Genomic DNA, 19570 nt, shown 5'->3' on the forward strand with positions numbered 1-19570 from the left:
CTGTGCTTACATGGGCGGTATGCTTAGTTTAAATGCATGTTTCCCAGCCCCGACGTTTTTCAACAACACATAATTTCCTACTTTCGCTGCCTCTTTTTTTACGGTTCCGTTTTGCGACAGCGTAAACTCTTTCGCATTTTCCGGAATGGGCAGATAGACATCCGCTTCAACATTCGCAGGCAAGGAAACGGTCAATATGAAATCAGCCTGTTGTTGATCAAAACCTACCTCAATCGGTCCGCTTATGGTCGGCAGTTTCGTTTTCGCCCAAGCCAGCCCCGCCGGCCGCGGTTGGATGCATACCCGCCTGAATCCAGGAGCAGTTGGTGTGATACCCATCAGTTTCCGGGGCAGGATATGGGCCGGTGAAGAGCTCCATGCGTGGCTCCAGCCGTTATTATTTTTGTATTTGTTATCCCACGCTTCGGTGGTCATCGTAGCACCAACACGTAGCATGTTGTACCAACTCCGATCACTTTTTGATGTCAACAGCGACAGGGCATATTCCCCTTCACCTGCATCGAACAATCCTTCCAACAGATAATTGGCGCTGTAAACACCGCATGCCATATCTTTTGTTTTGATGTAATCCAACACCCGGCTTTTCTCCTTCTCAGGCACCAGACCAAATACCAGGGGATACAGATTCGCGTGGATCGACGCGTGATCGGTTCCAATCCCGTCGGTATAAATTCCGCGTTCGCGGTCGAAGAACTGGCGCTGGAAGATTGTATAAAGTTTCGTATGCCTTTTCCGGAGTTGCTCGGCCTCTCGCCTTTTACCGGCGATCCGGGCCATCTCTTCCATTAATCTCAACGTGTGGTAGTGAAAGGCATTGACCACGGTGTTATAGTCCGTGAAGACATAGCCGTCCGTTTCTCCACCTTCAGGCAGGGCTTCCGAACTGTGCGACCAATCGACGATATCCTGTAAGGTCTTCCCATTAAAAAAAATGGATTTCTTGAACTCTTCGGTTACCAAACCTGTGGTCGTCGAAATCAATCCATTGGGCATGGTCAAGGCGTTCATCATCTTGGGCCGGAGGACGTCGTAATTTTTCCGGATCACGCTGGTATCGCCCGTATGCAGGAAGTCCATCCAAACCATCATGATCGAATGCGATATCCACTCCGTAGGCCAGGTAGCATGATAAATCATATTTTCCAAACTATACCGTGCCGTTGCGAACTCACGATCTACCGCATAATGCCCCATTTGGTGAATGTATGCATCGGCCTCATACATCATCCGTTCGCGTTGGCTGGCCGCGTAATCGCCGTTGAATGTATTGGCGATAATCGAATAACGGCACAGGTCGTAAACCTGATTCAGCAGCGTATCGCTACTGACAAAATAGGATGCATATTCATCAAATGGCACATGCAAGCTCAATTGTTCGGCCGAGACCACGGAAAGGTCGAGACCGGAACCGGCAACTTCCAGGAACCGGAACGGAATCACTTCCATCATGTGTTCCGGCATGACCTGGCTGTGGGGATAACGTGCCTTGAAGCGCGGAATATCCAAATAATAGGTGTGCGTACCTGCTTTAATCGACAAGGGATATTCTTGGTAAATCACTCCCCCGCCGGGTTTCGAGTCGATGGAATCGCCGATATTTTTTTCACCGATGCGGACCACCAACGTCGTGTCTTTCCGATCACCTGGCGCCGTCTTCCAGCTTAACGTAAGCGCCACATTGGCAAATCCAGCTCGCTCGAATGCGACAAACCAGTTACCGTTCGACTTGCGACTTACACGTACGGGATAGGCGGGGTGATACTGGATCGGAGGACGGTCTTCAAACGTCCACATCCCCTCTCCTTGCGCCGTATCCAACCGTACCCAACGGCTTTCGCCTGGCCATTGTTTGCTTCGTGTGGCATCGCCGATGTTGAATTGCTGAATTTCGCTGTATTCAGAAATCCAACCGCTACGGTTCCACACACGTACTTTCCAATAGTAGGTTGTATGGGGTTTAAGCGGATCGCCCGCGTAAGCAACGTGTAAGGCGTTTCTGTCTTTAATTTTGCCGCTGTCCCAAACGTCGGGGCTGTTCCGTTCCAGCGCGACTGGAGACGATGCCACCAACACTTGATAAGCCGTCTGATAGTCGTTATCTTCCTCCATCGGCACAATCCAGCTAAACGCTGGCGCCAAGGTCGTAATGACCGATTTTTCGGGCTTGGTCAGCAGGTTCGTCATCAATCCGGTAGGTGCTTCGAGCGTATCCGAAGTAGCCGCCTGGGCCATACCTACCAACATCCATAACCAGCAGAATATTCTTAGCTTACTCATTCCTTTTGTTTTACCCCACACAACCTATCTAATGTATTATCTATTTTGCCATCCTTCGTTTTGTGCCAATGGCACATCCTTGTTGGTATCAATGACCGTATTGGGAATTGGCCACAAGTTGTAATCAAATGTCAAGGTAGCCTCCGCTTCCGGCCAAAATGCGTATTCACGGATGCGGTCTACCGCAATCGTGCCGCCCATGCGCAGCAGTGTATTCCACCGGCTCTCTTCGTAGACCAGTTCGCGTGCACGTTCATCTAAAATCAAATTGAACCGATCGTCGACATCGCTTGCCGTAACCATATACCCGCATTGCGCACGCTCGCGCAGCAGGTTGATATCCGTAGCGGCTCCTGCTTTGTCACCCAGCCTTTGTTTGGCCTCTGCCCGCAACAAGATCGTTTCGGGCAGACGGATGAAATAATCGTCGCGGAATAAATTGCTTTTATTTTCTCCATCGGCTAATCCAGTATAGCGATCGGTTGCGATTTTACACGAAACAGGATAACATAAACTCTGATTCGCCTTGTTGGTGTTGGCATCGTTGCTGCCGTTGTAAATGACTTCCCACGGAACTGGCTGTCCGAAATAGGGAGATGTAGCGACATTTCCGATGAAATTCCGGCGGAAAACAATATCCGAATTCCGCATGTCATCGCCCCATTTATCTGCGTAGATTTCGTCTCGTGTGTATAGGGTTGGGATGATCTGTGAAATCCCCCTACCACCTACATCCTCATTTGTACCCGTCAAATGGTCTTTCGCACCGTCGCGAAAAACCGGTCCGTACGTACGGGAATAAGGGAGTTTCGATTTGCTATCCTCTGCCCGGTAGGAAGCATAGTCGATCTGCAGCGCCCAGATACACTCGGTGTTTCCATCTTGGTAGTTGACATTATCTTCTTGGAACAAATCCCAATAGACGTTCCCCTGCTCTTCATCCTGACGTGAACCGAAACGGGATTTCATTAAGGAGAATGTTCCCCCATTAATCACCTTATCGGCATTCGCTACCGATTGGTTAAAGGCGGATTGTGCCGCCGAAGCATCGCCATCGGCCGCCAATTGTGTACCCTGTGCAAGATATGCCCTCGCCAGCATGTGCTGTGCTGCACCCCGAACCAAGCGTCCTCCTTCTGAAGTTGTCGGCGGCAGATCATTTTCAACCGCCAGCAGTTCATCGATCGCAAACTGATAAGTCTCGACCCTTGTCGTACGTGAAAAATCATACTTCGGCTTCGTGGTGATTTCCGTGACAATGGGTACACCACCGAACAGTTCCCCGAGATTCAAGTAGGCAAAAGCCCTGAAAAACCGCGCCTGTGCCAACACATTGGCTTTCTCTTCGGGACTAGACCATGCGATATGCTCCAATTCTGCAGAATAGATAGCCAGATTCGCCTTGGCGATGATTTCATACCAAACATGGTATACATTGTAAAACGTTGTATGATCCGGATTGATATTGCCGTAATTATTGAAGGAAGATCCCCGCCGGATACTAGCCACATCAAACATGTCCGTGCCGTTGCCGCGCAGGACAAAAATCCAACCTTGCTCGGTGGGGTTGGCCCACAGATCGCGAAGTTGTGAATAAATAGCCACCACCGCCTGATCGATCTGTGCGGAGGTGCTGAACGCATTGTCAACCGTGTAAAACGTGGGTGGAACTTCCGTCAGGAAATCCTTGTCTGATTTACACCCCACCACACTCAGCGCCAACCCCATGATTGCACCGAAACCATATTGATAAATCCTTTTCATGTCTCTCTTGTGATACTAATTAAAAACTCAAGTTTACACCCAACGAGTAGGTCGAAGCCACCGGCAAGCGCAATGCCGACTCCGATTCCCGGATCCGGGCTCCTGTTTCCGGATCGCCCCCGAACCAATCGGCAAACGTAGCCAGGTTCTTCGCTGTGGCAAATACTTTTAACGATCCGATGTGTGCGGCAGACAACCACGGCTGATTAAAGGTATAAGACAGGGAGATGTCTTGGATGCGCACAAATCCGCGGCTCTGCAATCCCTGGAAACGACCGTCACCGGCGAACAATGCCGAGGGGTATACGTTACTCCGGTTTTCAGACGTCCAATACGGAATATAGTGCAGGTTGTCGTTGAACCGTCCGGTTCCATTAACTAAGTAAGCCGATGGGTTAGACTTTACGTACATGTTGTTGCCACCGAAGGTTCCCGTAACCATCACATAAAGTCCAAAATTCTTATACGAGAGGTTGCTGCTGAAATTCAGGCGGAAGTTCTCCTTCTCATACCCCAGTATTTTCCGGTCGGCCGCCGTGATACCCGGCTGTCCGTCCAGATCGCGGTACTTCGGTGCGCCCGGTGCCGCCCCGGTCAATTCGATGTATTCCGTATCATCCTCCTGTACGATACCGATCTGTTCATAACCGTAGATAGCGCCCAGTGATTTTCCGATGAACAAGCCGTTTGCAAGATCATCGTCCTCCCGGCCGTCGCCGTCCAAATCGTCTCCATAGAGGGAAACCAACTTGTTGAAGTTCTTCCAGAACGTAAGCGTCGTACTCCAGGTCAGGTCCGATTTCTGCACGTTTATCGTGCGAACGGTCGCCTCGATACCGGTGTTGTTCACCTGGCCCATGGACGTCATCATCTGTTTAAAGCCCGTCATCACCGGAATGTTGCGCAAGAATATCTGGTCGGTGGTTTTAGCAAAATACAGGTCCAGATCGGCAAAAATGCGATTACCCAACCAAGCCGATTCAAATCCGGCATTCCAGGAAGAAGTTTTCTCCCAGCCGAGCGAGGTATTCCCTAATTTACCTTGATACAATCCGTAATAGATCCGCCCCGGGGTGTTCGAAAATTCATACCGGGCACCACCACTGGCGGCGTTTTCCACGGTAGACAGCGTACCGTACGGATTTAAACCCTGGTTTCCGTTTTGCCCCCACGATACTTTCAGTTTTAAGTCGTTCAAGATCTCAACAGGTTCCATGAAGGCTTCGTTGGTTACCCGCCAGGAGAACCCCGCACCGAAGAAATCAGCCCATTTGTTATCGGCACCAAAAACAGAGGCTCCGTCTCGGCGGTACGATCCTGTGAAATAATAGGTATCGTCGAAGGAATAGTTAACACGGCCGAGGTATCCGATGTTGGACCGTTCGTAGTTGCGGGTCGCTAGATCGTCAGCATTCGTTCCATCGTAATCAATGCGTTGCACCGTCGCCTTGTGCAACCCCTGCAAGCCGAGTGCGGTATTTCCATTCGCCGCAAAATCCCGTCCAGTCATCACATAGCGCTCATATTTCATGTGGTCGCGAGTAGCCACCAAAGTAACATCCAGTGAATGCCGGTCAAACGTCCGGTTGAAATTCAAGATGTTGTCCCATACGTAACTATTGCCTTTCCGCTTTTCAATCGTACCGTTGGCGTTGGTCAACAAATTCTGAAGGGTCGCAGGCGAATACCGGTCGGGCGATTCGCCTTCCTGCACATAGTGATCTTCGTAGTAAAAATTGCCATAATGTGTTTCATCCTGATTGATCAAATAGTTCACCCGGTAGCTTAATCCTTCTACCCAAGGTACTTTCACCACCGCGTGCGTATTCAAACGATAGTTATACAGAAAATCCTCGTTGTCCCGGGTGCCGTTGTTCACACCCCACAGCGGATTGACCCCCGATTGGGTATATGGGTATTTTTCGAGATTGCCCTGGTCGTCGCGGAACATCACGCCGTAGGGCGACATCGTCTGCGCTTCGTTGATATTGGCGGCCACCCCCGAATAATCCCGCTTGGAAAAACCGGCATCGACCCCCACTTCCAGCCATTTGGTAACATCCGCTTTGATTTTTCCCATCAGCGCAATGCGATTAAACTGATCGCCCACGATAATGCTTTTATTGTCATCAAAAGACGTCGACAAATAGTAGTTAATGTTTTCGGACGCACCCGAGATAGCAGCTTGATAATTCTGCATCACGCCCGTGCGGGATATTTCATCCAGCCACACGGTTTCGCGCCCTGCTTCCCGATTAGCCAGTTCGCCGTTTTTCAGCCAATTGGTAGAGCCCGGTGTATATTGATTGCGCGCATTCACCATCTCGATCCATTCCTCAGCCCGTAACATTTCGGGACGATTTTGCCATTCCTGAAAACCTACCGAGGAGTTAAAACTGATGACGGGTTTGCCAATGCGGCCCCGCTTGGTGGTAACCGCGATGACGCCGTTGGCCGACCGTGACCCATACGCCGCAGCCGATGTGGCGTCCTTGAGCACGTCGATCGTGGCAATGTCGTTCGGATTGATGTCACTGAGGTTGCCCATGAAGATCACCCCGTCCAGTACAATCAACGGCGAATTTTCTCCATTGATGGAGTTCTGTCCGCGTATCTGCATGGCAGGCTGTCCACCTGCCGAGTTCGTCGCACCGATATTCAATCCGCTGATGCTTCCTTTCAGCGATTCGAGTACGTTTATATTCGGCGCGAGGGCAACGGGCGAGTTTTCGAGGTTCATCGATCCGACCGAACCGGTAAAATCTTTCCGTTTCGTGGTACCGTATCCAACCACGACTACTTCGTCCAGATCGGATGATTCCATTTGAAGGACTACGTTTACCGTGCGCTGATTTCCTAACGTGAGTTCCTGTGACAAATAGCCAATGGTACGGAAGATCAATACTTCTCCCGCCGATGCCTGCATCTGAAATTGTCCGCTGGCATCCGTAGCCGTGCCGCGTGACGTTCCACGCACCAGCACAGACACCCCTTCCAATGGGTTGCCTATCGAATCGCGCACAATGCCGGCAATCGGCTCTTGACTGATCGTAACAGGCAATGCCACGGCCATGCGGGTAAATGCAGGCGCCAACAACATTAACGTCGTTATCACCACCAGGTAAGGCAGTGAATAAATACCCGGTTTTTCAGAACCGGTTGTAGTAAATACTTTACACATAAAAATTCTTGATTATCGTTTTATAACTTGGTCTCCATCGTCACCCACAAAGGCTCCGAGAATTAACGCCATCGGGCGATGTTTTGGTAAGTCTTAATTTAGCTATTCAAAATCCTCCTTTCGGTTTCCCTCATTTTAACTGTCGAGTTCACAATAAAAGTATTTCTCCCAAAAACTGCCGTCTACACTATCCTGTATGTGTTTGGTACCGTTCGTTCAGCATCTGTCGCATCCAACAATTGATTTCCCATTGACTGGCAAGGGTTTGCTTTGTAAAGGGGCGGTATTGCATATACGGATAAGGGCCAAACTCAGGCGTAATGGTGGCACGATCGGCACCGATTTCCGTTAAATGGGTTATCCATTGATCCCACCATGCGAGATGATGCTTCAACGCTTCCTCATTTTCGGGTGCACGCGGATCGGTAACCTGGGGGCCCTCCAGAAAGCCTACTCGGGCATGCAGATGCCGGCCATGCCGGATGGCCAACTTAACTGCTTCTTCCTGATCTTCCAGGTAGCTTTCCGAAACGCAAACCCAATGCGAAAAATCAAGCGCAAGCTCCAGGGAGGGGAATTCCATCAGGTAATCTTTGACAACATGCGCCGCAAACGACCATTTGTTGCGGTGTGTCTCCTGAATAATTTTAATGGAAGACTCGCGGCTAATCCGGTCGCAGATCGCAAAACAAGCTTCCATCTGTTCCCTGCTGTAATATTCCCGTCCGGTTTGAGTAACAATGAACTCGGGCTTTGCATCCTGGTTTTGATATTCCAACAACGCGTAGAGGTTGCGCTCCAATGCATGGATATAGCGGTTGAAATCCTTCCCTTCTTGAAGCTCGGCATGAAGCAGAATATAAGACAGGCCTGCATCGCCAAGGACTTTAACCATATCCGTATTGTTGGGCTTATCGCCCAATGGGAAAACCTCCACGCCTACAAAGCCTTCCTGCTTCACCTGCGCCCCAAATTGCGGCCATCCGATCTGCTCCGAGCCCCAACGCGGACAATAAAAATCGATTTGCATTAGCGTTTGTAAATGAGCGGATTTTGTTCGTCATTGTTCAATAGATCGCCTACCTTGAGGGTCTCCACGTATTCGTCGGGCAGAATATTGGGTATCCCGTTGTAAGTGTTTCCATCCGGCATAAACGCGCAGGTCATTGCCCGTCGGAATCCGGGGGTCATATTGGCGTGCGCGCCGTGAATGGTTAATCCATTATGGAAGGAGCAGCTACCGGCTTTCATAGGCGCTGGATGAGATTTTGTCTGCTTAAATTCGGGGTAAACTTCAAAAATACCGCCCATGTTCTTCCCGATACCTGCGTTCTCAAACGTCGTTGTTTTATGTGACCCCGGAATGAAGAACAAACATCCATTCTCCAACGTTGCATCGTCTAATGCGACCCAGATTGACAACGCCTGCCGATCGGAAAACGACCAGAACGGCGTATCCAGGTGCCAAGAGGTCGGGTTAGCCCAAGGACGCTTGATCAACGCCTGGTCGTGCCAGATGCGAATACCATCCACCCCGGCCAAATCAGCCGCCATCTTACCGATCCGCTCATCGACCATCAACTGTTTCATTTCTTCACTGGTCTGCCACAGGTTCAATAATTGGTCAAATACGTTATTGAAGTAAGCCGCGTCTTCATTGATGCCATCATCATCGCCGAGGCGCACTTCTTTACCCGGCATTTTCAGGCCGTTACGCTCTTTGATAGCCTGAGTAACCACTTGGCGCCAATGCTCCAATTCCTCGGCATTCAAAAAATCCTCCACAATCACGTAGCCGTTTTCGCGATAAAAATCTAGCTGCTCTTTGCTCAAGTCGGTATTCATAATCTTCTTACAATTGGTAAATCTACGTCACAAATATCGCTTTATACTGGATAGATCAAATGACAGATTCTAACGTTTCTTTGCACTTTTTGACATTTCCGGTTATCCTCCTACTTACGCGTTAATATTGATAAATAGCAATTGATTTGGTATGTTTCCTTTTTAAAAGTCGTCTTCCAAAGGCAAAGGAGAGATCGATAAAATACTTTTATATGCAATATAGTTATGTTGCATATAAAAGTATTTTATCTAAGTTTGATACGCTGATTGAACAAACCAACGATGAATAATTACCACAAATACCTACATATACGAGACATCGACCGCGATTTGGGCTTCTATGTTACCACGGTTGGTTACAATAAAATAGACAAGCATACCCAATATCCAGACGTGAGCCAGCACCCGGAGGATCATGTCTTTTCCTGGAATAAAGGACGCATCCTGGATGGGTATTACATCGTCTTTATCACCAGCGGACGTGGCGTATTTGAATCGGCTAACACAGCGCCCCAGGTTATCGAGTCGGGCATGTGCTTCCTCTTATTCCCCGGTATTTGGCACCGGTACAAGCCCGATCCCGCATTCGGATGGGAAGAATATTGGGTCGGCTTTAATGGCAATTATCCGCAACATGTCATGAACCGCCTCTTCGACCCCCGGTCTCCGTTCATCAAGACAGGATTGAGCAAAGATATCATGGCTGCGTTTACCCAGTTATTGGGTACGGTTTCACAGGCTCAAATGGGTTACCAGCAAATCATCGCGGGCACCACGTTGCAAATTATCGGGCTGCTCAATCGGATCAACCTCACCGAGAAAACAGACAACGATCCGGAATCTATCTGGGTATCCAAAGCCATACTTACCCTTCAGAGTGAACTTGCGAACCCCATTCGCATGGAAGATCTAGCCGCAGAATTTCCAATCAGCTATTCAAAATTCAGAAAGTCCTTTAAACGGCTTACCGGTAAATCTCCCAATCAATACCACCTCGATCTTCGTTTAGATAAGGCCGAAGAACTCCTAAAAACCACGCATCTCACGGTTACGGAAATCGGTTACCATACGGGCTTTGATTCACCGTTTTATTTTTCACGGCTATTTAAAAAGAAGTTTGGGATTTCGCCTAAAACGCTACGCGGCTCTTCTGTGTAACCGGCGCACAGGTTTCGACACGGGGATATTTTACAAGTTCGGGTTAATATAGTAACTTTGTAGTGTCTCGATTAGTGAGTATAAATAAGGTTTATCATGAGAATCACCATTGAAATAGACAATAAGAATGACTTGGAAAAGCTATCAGCTTTATTTAAGACATTTAAGATAAATACGGTTAATGTGATTCCTTCCATTGGTTTGGATGCCGCTGCCAAAATAAGCAAGGGAAATAAGAAAATTAACCCTAATGCATTGTTTGGCATCTGGGCCGGTAGACCGAGAACATTGGAAAATATCCGCGAGGTTGCCTGGCAAAGAAATCCGTCCGTTAAATAAGCCATGGTTTTATGTGACACGAATATATTTATCCATGCCTTCAATGGCAGGCAGGAAACCATAGACCGGCTACAGTTAATCGGGTTGGAACAGATAGTGCTTTCAGCTATCACTGTGATGGAGCTCTACCAAGGCATGGGCAATAAGACAGAGTTGGCACAAATAAAAAGGAAAATCAAGTATTATGATGTCGTGGAGATCGACAACGTTATTTCAGTTCTGGCAACAGAATTGATAGAAAAATTTAAACTAAGCCACGGACTGCAAATACCGGATGCCATTATCGGGGCCTCCGCAGTCATCCATCAAATTCCGCTTTATACCTACAATACCAAGGACTTTAATTTTATTCCCGGTATCCAGTTGATGTAAAAAAGCACTCCTGCGGCACCTGTTGTTTGGTTCCATCCGGTCCCTGCCATATCAGCCCTGTATTTTGAGGGTCTGCCCCGGCAGACCGCTTTACATACCATTCGATGGGATGCAGCCCCGCAGCTAATACTACAGAACCGCTCTTTGCCATTGGATTAAAATCTTTGTCGATTACCTGAATCTGGTGTATTTTCAGAAAAGATTGTCCTTCGGAATCCTGGGAAAACGTATATGCTCCTTCCACCGGAATCCGGATATATCCTTTGTAAAGCAAAACGTCATCTGGTTGATAAGACTCCGGAGTTTGACCTGTCAGTCCTGTTACATGATGAGCTGGCACTGTGTCGGATGCCTGCGGTATCCAAGGAGTACGGCTTTTTTCCACGTACAACGTTAGCCCGGGCGTTAATCCCGTTATCGTTACGGCGGGTACCGGCGCATTGTCATATGGGCGGGCGGCACTGGTATCAGACTTACGTACCTGCAATACGCGCGCTTTCATCTGTTCTTGGAGTTCCGGCAGATCATCGGCTTTATTGGTTGTTTGCTGCGGATCCTTTCGGATGTCATAGATCTCAAAATCGTCGTCTGCATCCTGCACGTCATAACGCACGCCTACATAATCCATTAACCGGATGAGCTGCATTTGCCCCCGCCGTTTTCCCCGGTGTTCCGGAACAAAATCGGGATACGCAGGTACGCGTGATGGATGGAAATATTCCGAATAAATTAACGGCTGTGCCTGTTTGCCCCTACCGGTAAGTGTGGGGACTAATGACACGCCATCTACACCCACCGGAGCCGACAAGTCAGCCATATCCACAAACGTAGGCAACCAATCGTACGATGCACTCGGAAGGTCGATGATTTTACCGGCGGGAATCATTCCCGGCCACCGGACAATCGTGGATGTGCGTATGCCTCCCTCGTACAGGTCCCGCTTGATACCATCAAATTGCGCAAAGCTATCAAAAAAGTCTGCCTCATAGGTCACAAATTCCTCTTTCGGCAGGTAGCTTTCCTGCGAAGGACCGTTGTCAGAGGTAAAGACCACCAGCGTATTTTCGTCGATATGCAGGTCTTCCAGGAGTTGCAGCAGGTCACCAACCTGTTGGTCAATCCGCTTATTCACACACGCAAACCGCTTATAGGTATCCGGCCAGGGCACTTCGGGGGTCGCTGGGTTACCATCATCATCATACGTAGCATCTGCATATTGCGGATCCATGAATGAATCGATCTCGCCCGAAGCCGTGTTGATCATGTGTCCCGGTTTACCCACCCATTGCATCCCGCCACGCAGTCCACCCCCGGCCGGATAGGCCTGTGTAGGCAGCTGCAACTTGGCATGTGGCGTATCGTATGCTAAGTACATGAAGAAAGGCTTATCGGAATCGGGGCCATTTTGGTGATCCTTGATGTATTTTTTTGCAGCCGCTGTAAAGAGATCTCCGGTATAACATTTATCTAACCCTGCACTTACCTCGGTATTGTTTTCCCACACTTCTTTAGGGCCTTTGTGCGGCCCTTCTTTGGGATAATGTTCGTGCCCATCGCTATGCCGGATGTATCCGTAATAATAATCAAATCCCCTTTTCAATGGATGTGCAGGCCAGTCCGGTCCCTTGCCTTTGCCCTGCAACCCCCATTTGCCAATGGCAGCCGTTGCATACCCAGCTTCCTTTAACACGCTGGCCATGGTATAGTTGTCTTCCAGCGCTTTGTCAAACTGATTATCGCGTACATTGGCATGCCCCTGTGTTTTACCCAACAGGATAGACGCACGGGAGGGTGCACAAACGGGTGCGGCACAATAGTGTTGGGTAAGCATCGCTCCTTCAGCAGCCATCCGGTCGAGTGATGGCGTGTATAAGCGGGGCTGTCCATCCTTCCGCTGATTTTGAAAGAAAACGCCGATGTCGCCGCTGCCGAGATCGTCGGTCAGGATAAAAATGATGTTGGGTTTTTGCGTCAGTTGCTGTCCAATAACGGGGTCTACCGTGCTGATCAGCCCGACTAGCATCCCCGTAACGATCAAAAAATGTATTTTTTCGCTATTCATTTAGGGTAAGTTAATTGGTTTTTCACTATAAGTTGTCCGTTCGCTGTCCCACCAATCATCACCGGGGTCAAAATCCGGCGACAAAAATTCCATCCGTTGCCGCTCCAACTGCAGAAGCCGCTTATTTGCCACCCCCTTCAGGTAATCACGTTCCCTGGCTGCGTCGTATTCCGGGTCGGGAATCGGATAGCTGGCCCCATGTGTCTGCAAATAGGCCTGCAGTTCATCAGCAAGTGCCGTTACCTGCTCTTTATGCGCGGATGACACCTCCTGCAACTCCCCGGGGTCCGTCGCCAGGTTATAGAGTTCGTCCCGACCATCTTCATAATAATGAATAAGTTTCCAATCGCCTTTTCGAATGATGGAGGACGGTTCCCCGCCTTGGTTACCATAGTGCGGATAGTGCCAGATGAGTGATCGCTCGGCCGCGGGCTTTCCCTCCAGCAACGGCCGCAAACTCACGCCATCCGTATGTGCTTCGGGATGCAACGCCAACCCTGCCAAATCCAGTATCGTCGGATAAAAATCCATGCCGGTAACCGGCGTGGCGAAGTACTTGCCACCTTCGGTCAGCCCGGGAGCTTTGATAAAATAGGGAACACGGATACCACCCTCAAACTGGTATCCTTTGCCGCCCCTAAGTGGCAGATTGGACGTAGCGAACGCATCCCCGGCCGATACCCCGCCGTTATCCGAAGTAAATATTACAATCGTGTTTTCCGCCATTCCAGCCTCATCCAGTGCCGCTAACACCACACCCACTGCGTCATCCATCGTTTCAACCAGTCCGGCATATACCGGATTGTCTTGCACTTGCCGCATCGGAAGGTATTTCCCCATTTCGAATCCCTTTGGAGCAATCCCCTGATCCTGGGCTTTCTGTCTATATTTGTTCCATTTCTCCCGAGTGGTCTGTATCGGACCATGCACAGCATAGAACGATAAGAATGCAAATACCGGCTGCCCGGTTTGGCGGGGATTATTCGCCCGCAGAAACGTAGCTGTTTCTTCTGCCAAGCGCATGGTGAGGTTTTCTCCAGGTACTTTGTTTTCCAAATTTGGGTTTTCCCAGGGGGAAAAGTAACCGCCCTTTGGACTGCCGCTATCCCAGCCCCCTTTGTTGATCTCGAAGCCGTGATCTTCCGGCCACGACCCTTTGCTTCCCAAGTGCCATTTGCCTGCAAAGAAGGTTTTATATCCGGCGGCTTTCAGCGCCTCGGGGAGCGTTACAAAGTCGTGCTGCAAGGCCGTGCCATAAGCTGCCGGCAACAGTTTACTGTAACGTCCTTGTTTTCTCCAATCGGTTCCATGCCGGGCACCGATATAGTCGGTAATCCCATGTCGAACGGGCGATTTCCCGCTCATGATACTGGCCCGGGAGGGGCTGCAAACCTGGCATGCGGAGTATCCGGCGTTAAATACCGCGCCTTCCGCGGCAATGCGGTCAATGTGGGGTGTTTCATAATAAGTACTTCCGGTGCAGCTCAGATCACGGTAACCCAAGTCATCCGCGAGGATGAAAACGACATTAGGCCGCAACGATTTTTCCTGTGCCCGAACGTCCAGTGGAAAAGCGTCCAGGCCGATCATCATGGTAACCAACAGATAGTAAATCGTATGTTTCATCTTGTACCTACTTTTTAACGGTTAAGGGAAGTTTTGCATCCACCTGCTCATGCCAGGCCAGGATATCCGTTAACAGCTCATCACGTTTTTCAATCGCGTCGTTAGCGAGGTTATGCTGTTCACTTATATCGTTACGAAGATTATACAGTTCAACGGCCCGGTTTGTCGACAAGCGGTCCCTACCCCCATCCAGCAACCATTCCTCGTGGTAAAGCAGTAGTTTCCAGTCGCCCTTCCGTACCACGGTAACCGGCCGGGTCCTGAAATCGGTATCCCTTGCTCCCGGATCTGCCTTGTCCAGGTAACCGGGAAAGAACCAGAATTTTGGTTTTCTCACGGAAGAACCGGTTCCCGCAAATATCTCCACCAGGCTTTCGCCATCCAGCACCTTATCTGTCGGCAGCTTACCCCCTGCCAGTTCTACAAAAGTAGGATAAAGATCGGTATTTAACACCGGTATATCGGTAGTTGACCCCGCTTTGATCTTTCCCGGCCAACGGGCAATGAGCGGAACCCGGATACCGCCCTCGTAGTATGCACCCTTAAACGCCCGGAGGGGGTGCTGGGAGGAACGGGGCAGGCCGCCGTTGTCAGACATGAAGATGACGAGCGTGCGATCCGCGATTCCCAATGCGTTGATCTTTTCCAGCAGCTGCCCCACGCCATCGTCCATCTGGGCATTCATCGCCGCAAACCGATCATCACCGTGCAAAGTCCCCTTCGGTTTCTTTCCGAAGTGGTCATACCATTCTTCCCGGGCCTGGATGGCCATGTGGGTGGCATGATGGGCTACATAGAGGAAAAATGGGCCGTCTTTATGGGCTTCCATAAACGCACAGGCGTCTTCTGTGATCCGGTAAATGCCTTTCGGATCGTTCGTTTCCTTAAACTCCTTTTCTTTTGGCACCTTCATCTCGGCACCTACATCGAACCCCTGATCCGAAGGGCGCGTGCCGGCGCCGCCCCCTAAGTGCCATTTCCCGAACATCGCGGTGGCATATCCATTGGCCTTGAGAGCCTCGGCAACGGTAAAATTTTCAGCGGGAAGAACCGTGCTGTTCGGCGTGGGTGTCAGGCGCATTTTTTCTTTAGGTCCTCTATCTGTTGAATTAACCGCATATACACCATGCCTTGGCGTATACTGCCCCGATAAAAGGCACGCCCGGCTGGGTGCGCAGTTGCCCGCGGCGGCATATGCGTTGGTGAACACTTTGCCTTCCTTGGCTAGCTGATCAATATGAGGTGTCTCATAAAAATCCGACCCCATAAAACCGGCATCTTTCCATCCCATGTCGTCGATCAGGATGAGCACAATATTGGGCTTTTCATCTTGGGCCTGGGCAGCGTGTGCCGGAAGGATGATCCAGAGAAGCATTGCGAGCCAAAGACTGCGGCAGTGAAGTTGGAAGGGTGGCTTTTTGTAGTATATCATGGCTATCACGTTGGCTAGTGAAGGTCCAGCGAGCTTTTTTCATCCGGTTTCAATACCCCCAGGGAAACCAGAAAGTCGTCTGCGGCACGTAATGTCTGCGCATAATACCGTTGTCCTTTGTTGAAATTAAAAAAGCCGTGGGTGGCCCCCTCGTACAGTTTCAGGTCGCAACGGCTACCTACGTCCTCCATGAGCTGCTGGTAACGCTGGGCCGTAGCCACGGGAATCAGACGGTCTTGCGTGCCCACCATGAACAACGTAGGTGGCGCTCCACGCTGTATCGCATGCATGGGCGAAAAACCGGTATACGCATCACCGATCCGCTCATATCCATATCCGTCGGGACCGTTGTCGATCACCGGATTGAACAGCACGAGGGCATTGGGCTTACAGCTGACCGAAAGGTCGTCGCCGGGATCATTATGACCATCGATTAGGGCCGTGGCAGCGGCGAGATGCCCTCCTGCCGATCCACCGGCCCCCACGATGCGGTCCGGATGGATGTGGAAGTCGGCCGCATGGCTACGAAGGTACCGCATGGCCGACTTGGCATCGGTCAGCGCATCAAACGGTGTAGTACCGTGGCGCTTCAGTACCCGGTAGTCGACCAGGAAACACACCATCCCCCGTTTCGTGAAATGTTCAGCATGTGGTCTGAATTGCTGGATCGACCCGGAGTTCCAACCTCCGCCGAAAAAAAACACCATGGCGGGAAGCCCAGCGGCCTCTTGGTAGCCGGATGGGTAGTGGACATCCATATATAGCAATGCGGTATCGGCCTGTTTATAAAGCACCCGCACACTGTCTTGCGGAAACGCAAAAAACGGAATACCGATCACGAAAAAGATAAGGAATCGTTTAATGCTCATAGGGATCATCAATGAAGGGTGCAAGCAAAAGCAGACAAGACAAAGACGCCCTGTTATGCGAAAATACTGTTCAGGATGATCTCTTTAATTTCAATCGGTTCCACTACGGCCGCTTCCTGGCTTTTTCGGGTGATTAACACCGGATAGTAATCTTCCGAAACGCGGACAGCCCCGTGCGAACCTTTTACCAAGGTAGCGTCCAACGGGATGACATCAAGCACATACCGGAAGCCGAGCTTCTTGCGCAGCAATTTGTAGGCGGCACGCGCTTTGGACGTCATAAACATTTCCACGGGATCGTACCCCGGCTTTTTGTGAATATCCACCACGCGTGCATAATCCGGAGCGACTTTATCATCCAGCCAGAAGTAATACGTAAACCAGCTATCGGGCTTCGCTACGGCGACTAAATCACCTGCCCGCTCGTGGTCGATGTGTTCCTCTTTTTTACCCGTGCCGTCCAATAGCTGCTCAATCCCCGGTACATTTTCCAACAGCTGCCTGACCTGCTGCTTCACTTCTTCGCTTTCCGTGTAGATATGGGCTACCTGATGATCGGACACGGCAAACGCCCGGGAAGCCCCGGCATCCAGCAATTCCAATCCGCGCTCCACGCGGATACCCAGCAAGCCGGCCTCGCGCAAGATCCGGTTGATGTGTATCGGGCGCGATACAGGTACAATGCCGTACTCCGATAATACAATCACATTGGCTCCCCGCTGCTCATAAAATCCGATCAGGCGCTCCAGCAATGCATCGATCTCCGCCACTTCCCTGCTTATTTTTGACAGATCCGGACCGAACTTCTGCTGGCAGTAATCCAGGTGTGGCAAATAAACCAGGCTCAGCGTTGGGCTGTATTTTTCTTCAACATACATGGCCGCATTTGCAATCCATTGAGACGACGCAATATTTGCTCCCGGCCCCCAGAAACTGAACAGCGGAAACTGGCCGAATTTCGCCTGCAGTTCATCCCGCAATGACGCGGGATACGCATAGCAGTCAGGCATCTTCCTCCCATCGGCTAGGTAGTTGGGGCGCGGGGTTACCGAATAATCCGCTCCGCAGTACATATTGTACCACCAAAAAAGCTGCGCACAGGTAAAAGCAGGGTCCATACGCTTAGCGGTATTCCAGATAGACTCGGACTCCACGAGTTTATTGGACTGCTTCCAGAATTTTATTTCGCTGTCCGTACGATCGTACCATCCGTTGCCCACAATACCGTGTTCGGCTGGCCAGCGGCCCGTCACGTACGTGGTTTGCACGGCCGTGGTTACCGCGGGTAGCATCGGCTTAATTTTCGCTAACTGATTTCTTTTTAGGTAGGCTGTCAAAAAGGGCGTGTGATCGCCGACCAACGCAGACGATAAGCCTACGACGTCCAAAACAACGGTCTTATTCATGATCTTGTTTCCATTTCTTGGAGCACCCAACGCAGTTCACGCGAAATAGAGTCTGCGATAGGCAGTTGCAGTTCGTGGGGCAATACACCCCAGGTATACGTTTCCACTTCCAGATGACGGGTTACCGGGTGTTCCCGCTGGATGGCCAATACTTCCTGAATATCCGATTGTGTCGATTGCAACAACCCTAGATCTTCCAGAAATACCGGCACGTGGAAATGCGACCGCCATTCCTCGGTGTCCGGATCCTGTAATGCATCCTGTGCATCGGGTAAATCTTTATAACGGCGCACTTCTCCATTTTTCTGTCTGGCAAGGACCTGATGCAGGTAAGTAGGCTCGTCGAACGCCTGAAATGCGGCACCAATTGCCGCACGGTCTGCCCCTTTTTCCGGCAAATGCACTTTAAGGGCTGCGCTGATCTGGAATTTACCTATTTTTATTCCGTGCCGGTCGAGGTCATTAACGACCATGCGATGGCGTTCATAGCCCAACGCAAAATGGCAAACGTCGTAACAAACACGTACATGCCGTTTCAATGCCTTCTCTGCCTCTTCCGGTGCCATCCCCAATTGTTCCGAGAAATGCTTCACTCCCGTGGGTACCAGTTCCTGGGTGAACCATTCAATAAATTCCGGCCCCGTTTCCAATACACCATCTGGTTCCGGCTCGATATCCAAATGAAGTTCTTTGCCTTGCTCCTCCCGGATTCGATGCAAGTAAGCCGCCACATCGATCATATGTACCGTCGCCCGTTTCCGCATGTCCCGCCACACTGTCTCATCGTGGTTGTACAAATGCCGGTACCCCAGTGGCGAGGTGGAGATACCGCCATCCATCCCTTCGGGCAGCAGTTGGGTGAGGATGGCAAATAACCGCTTAGTGTATTGAAGTCGTTCGGCCGTTGTCCAATCGGGTGTATGGACCTCCGCCTTGACCCTGGTATCGTGAAAAGCCCCGAAAGGGAACCCATTTAGGGTGAATACATAACCACCTACCTGCGTCAGCCAATTTTTAAATTCATCCAACCGTTCCGGTTGGATCAGTAGGGTGCTGGCCAGATTAGCTACCCGCAACCCGATGCCCATCGGCTGTGCGGGAGACACCGCCTGCTTGATCTTCGGGAAATGCATCTTCAACGACTCAAAATGCTGATCCCATGCTTCGCCTCCATGGATATTGGTACAATAGGTTAACTGTCCGTACGCCGTAATCATA

At 50.4% G+C, this 19570-nt stretch carries 14 protein-coding genes; 3 read left to right on the plus strand and 11 right to left on the minus strand.

Annotation, left to right across the window (positions count from 1 at the left end; translation table 11 throughout):
* Positions 1-6 precede the first annotated feature (6 nt).
* The 5 genes from BMZ56_RS04825 to BMZ56_RS04845 form a co-directional block, all read right to left on the minus strand.
* Complete coding sequence (locus BMZ56_RS04825) at positions 7-2298, minus strand: alpha-L-rhamnosidase-related protein (RefSeq protein ID WP_090624872.1); 2292 nt, start codon at positions 2296-2298, stop codon at positions 7-9.
* 36 nt (positions 2299-2334) lie between these two features.
* Positions 2335-4062 carry a RagB/SusD family nutrient uptake outer membrane protein gene (locus tag BMZ56_RS04830; protein ID WP_090624875.1) on the minus strand — a complete coding sequence of 576 codons (1728 nt, stop codon included), beginning with the start codon at positions 4060-4062 and terminating at the stop codon, positions 2335-2337.
* A 19-nt stretch (positions 4063-4081) separates the two neighbouring features.
* The gene (locus BMZ56_RS04835) at positions 4082-7243 is read right to left on the minus strand and encodes a SusC/RagA family TonB-linked outer membrane protein (RefSeq protein WP_090624877.1); all 3162 of its coding nucleotides are present in this window, start codon (positions 7241-7243) and stop codon (positions 4082-4084) included.
* Positions 7244-7430: 187 nt separating this feature from the next.
* Positions 7431-8273: a hypothetical protein gene (locus tag BMZ56_RS04840; RefSeq protein WP_090624879.1), complete on the minus strand. Its 843-nt coding sequence runs from the start codon at positions 8271-8273 to the stop codon at positions 7431-7433.
* On the minus strand, positions 8273-9088 hold the full coding sequence (locus BMZ56_RS04845) for a phytanoyl-CoA dioxygenase family protein (RefSeq protein ID WP_090624882.1): 816 nt from the start codon (positions 9086-9088) through the stop codon (positions 8273-8275). Before BMZ56_RS04845 ends, BMZ56_RS04840 begins: the two co-directional genes overlap by 1 nt.
* A 282-nt stretch (positions 9089-9370) precedes the next feature.
* Here BMZ56_RS04845 and BMZ56_RS04850 point away from each other — a divergent pair, with 282 nt between their 5' ends.
* From BMZ56_RS04850 to BMZ56_RS04860, 3 genes are all read left to right on the plus strand, one after another.
* Positions 9371-10246 (plus strand): helix-turn-helix transcriptional regulator, encoded by an 876-nt coding sequence (locus tag BMZ56_RS04850; protein WP_090624885.1) that lies wholly within the window; start codon positions 9371-9373, stop codon positions 10244-10246.
* A gap of 96 nt (positions 10247-10342) precedes the next feature.
* Positions 10343-10585: a hypothetical protein gene (locus tag BMZ56_RS04855; RefSeq protein ID WP_090624887.1), complete on the plus strand. Its 243-nt coding sequence runs from the start codon at positions 10343-10345 to the stop codon at positions 10583-10585.
* A 3-nt stretch (positions 10586-10588) separates the two neighbouring features.
* The gene (locus tag BMZ56_RS04860) at positions 10589-10957 is read left to right on the plus strand and encodes a type II toxin-antitoxin system VapC family toxin (RefSeq protein WP_090624889.1); all 369 of its coding nucleotides are present in this window, start codon (positions 10589-10591) and stop codon (positions 10955-10957) included.
* On the opposite strand, the gene BMZ56_RS04865 is transcribed toward BMZ56_RS04860, so the two are convergent.
* Genes BMZ56_RS04865 through eboE form a run of 6 tightly spaced genes read right to left on the minus strand, consistent with a single transcriptional unit; the run spans position 10932 to position 19569 of the window.
* Positions 10932-13019, minus strand: a complete 2088-nt coding sequence (locus tag BMZ56_RS04865; RefSeq protein WP_090624891.1) for a sulfatase-like hydrolase/transferase — start codon at positions 13017-13019, stop codon at positions 10932-10934. The two genes, BMZ56_RS04860 and BMZ56_RS04865, sit on opposite strands and share 26 nt — an antisense overlap.
* Complete coding sequence (locus tag BMZ56_RS04870; protein WP_090624893.1) at positions 13020-14645, minus strand: sulfatase; 1626 nt, start codon at positions 14643-14645, stop codon at positions 13020-13022.
* A gap of 7 nt (positions 14646-14652) precedes the next feature.
* Positions 14653-16077, minus strand: coding sequence for a sulfatase (locus BMZ56_RS04875; RefSeq protein ID WP_218146464.1), 1425 nt, complete (start codon positions 16075-16077; stop codon positions 14653-14655).
* Positions 16078-16091: 14 nt separating this feature from the next.
* Positions 16092-16946 (minus strand): alpha/beta hydrolase, encoded by an 855-nt coding sequence (locus tag BMZ56_RS04880; RefSeq protein WP_218146465.1) that lies wholly within the window; start codon positions 16944-16946, stop codon positions 16092-16094.
* 53 nt (positions 16947-16999) lie between these two features.
* Entirely contained in the window at positions 17000-18352 is a 1353-nt protein-coding gene (locus tag BMZ56_RS04885) for an alkaline phosphatase family protein (RefSeq protein WP_090624897.1), read from the minus strand.
* A complete protein-coding gene (gene eboE / locus BMZ56_RS04890) occupies positions 18349-19569 on the minus strand; it encodes a metabolite traffic protein EboE (protein ID WP_090624899.1) in 1221 nt (406 codons plus the stop codon). The genes BMZ56_RS04885 and eboE overlap by 4 nt, the downstream gene beginning before the upstream one ends.
* Between the last annotated feature and the right edge of the window lies 1 nt (position 19570).

Origin of the sequence: Parapedobacter indicus, from assembly GCF_900113765.1 — a bacterium.
Lineage (GTDB): Bacteria > Bacteroidota > Bacteroidia > Sphingobacteriales > Sphingobacteriaceae > Parapedobacter > Parapedobacter indicus.

Excerpts from the sequence above, each read along its gene's own strand:
- BMZ56_RS04885 (WP_090624897.1), bottom strand. The coding sequence starts at position 18,352 with ATGAATAAGACCGTTGTTTTGGACGTCGTAGGCTTATCGTCTGCGTTG.
- BMZ56_RS04830 (WP_090624875.1), bottom strand. The coding sequence starts at position 4,062 with ATGAAAAGGATTTATCAATATGGTTTCGGTGCAATCATGGGGTTGGCG.
- BMZ56_RS04880 (WP_218146465.1), bottom strand. The coding sequence starts at position 16,946 with ATGAGCATTAAACGATTCCTTATCTTTTTCGTGATCGGTATTCCGTTT.
- BMZ56_RS04825 (WP_090624872.1), bottom strand. The coding sequence starts at position 2,298 with ATGAGTAAGCTAAGAATATTCTGCTGGTTATGGATGTTGGTAGGTATG.
- BMZ56_RS04860 (WP_090624889.1), top strand. The coding sequence starts at position 10,589 with ATGGTTTTATGTGACACGAATATATTTATCCATGCCTTCAATGGCAGG.
- BMZ56_RS04875 (WP_218146464.1), bottom strand. The coding sequence starts at position 16,077 with ATGATATACTACAAAAAGCCACCCTTCCAACTTCACTGCCGCAGTCTT.
- BMZ56_RS04845 (WP_090624882.1), bottom strand. The coding sequence starts at position 9,088 with ATGAATACCGACTTGAGCAAAGAGCAGCTAGATTTTTATCGCGAAAAC.
- BMZ56_RS04835 (WP_090624877.1), bottom strand. The coding sequence starts at position 7,243 with ATGTGTAAAGTATTTACTACAACCGGTTCTGAAAAACCGGGTATTTAT.
- BMZ56_RS04870 (WP_090624893.1), bottom strand. The coding sequence starts at position 14,645 with ATGAAACATACGATTTACTATCTGTTGGTTACCATGATGATCGGCCTG.
- BMZ56_RS04850 (WP_090624885.1), top strand. The coding sequence starts at position 9,371 with ATGAATAATTACCACAAATACCTACATATACGAGACATCGACCGCGAT.
- eboE (WP_090624899.1), bottom strand. The coding sequence starts at position 19,569 with ATGATTACGGCGTACGGACAGTTAACCTATTGTACCAATATCCATGGA.
- BMZ56_RS04855 (WP_090624887.1), top strand. The coding sequence starts at position 10,343 with ATGAGAATCACCATTGAAATAGACAATAAGAATGACTTGGAAAAGCTA.
- BMZ56_RS04840 (WP_090624879.1), bottom strand. The coding sequence starts at position 8,273 with ATGCAAATCGATTTTTATTGTCCGCGTTGGGGCTCGGAGCAGATCGGA.
- BMZ56_RS04865 (WP_090624891.1), bottom strand. The coding sequence starts at position 13,019 with ATGAATAGCGAAAAAATACATTTTTTGATCGTTACGGGGATGCTAGTC.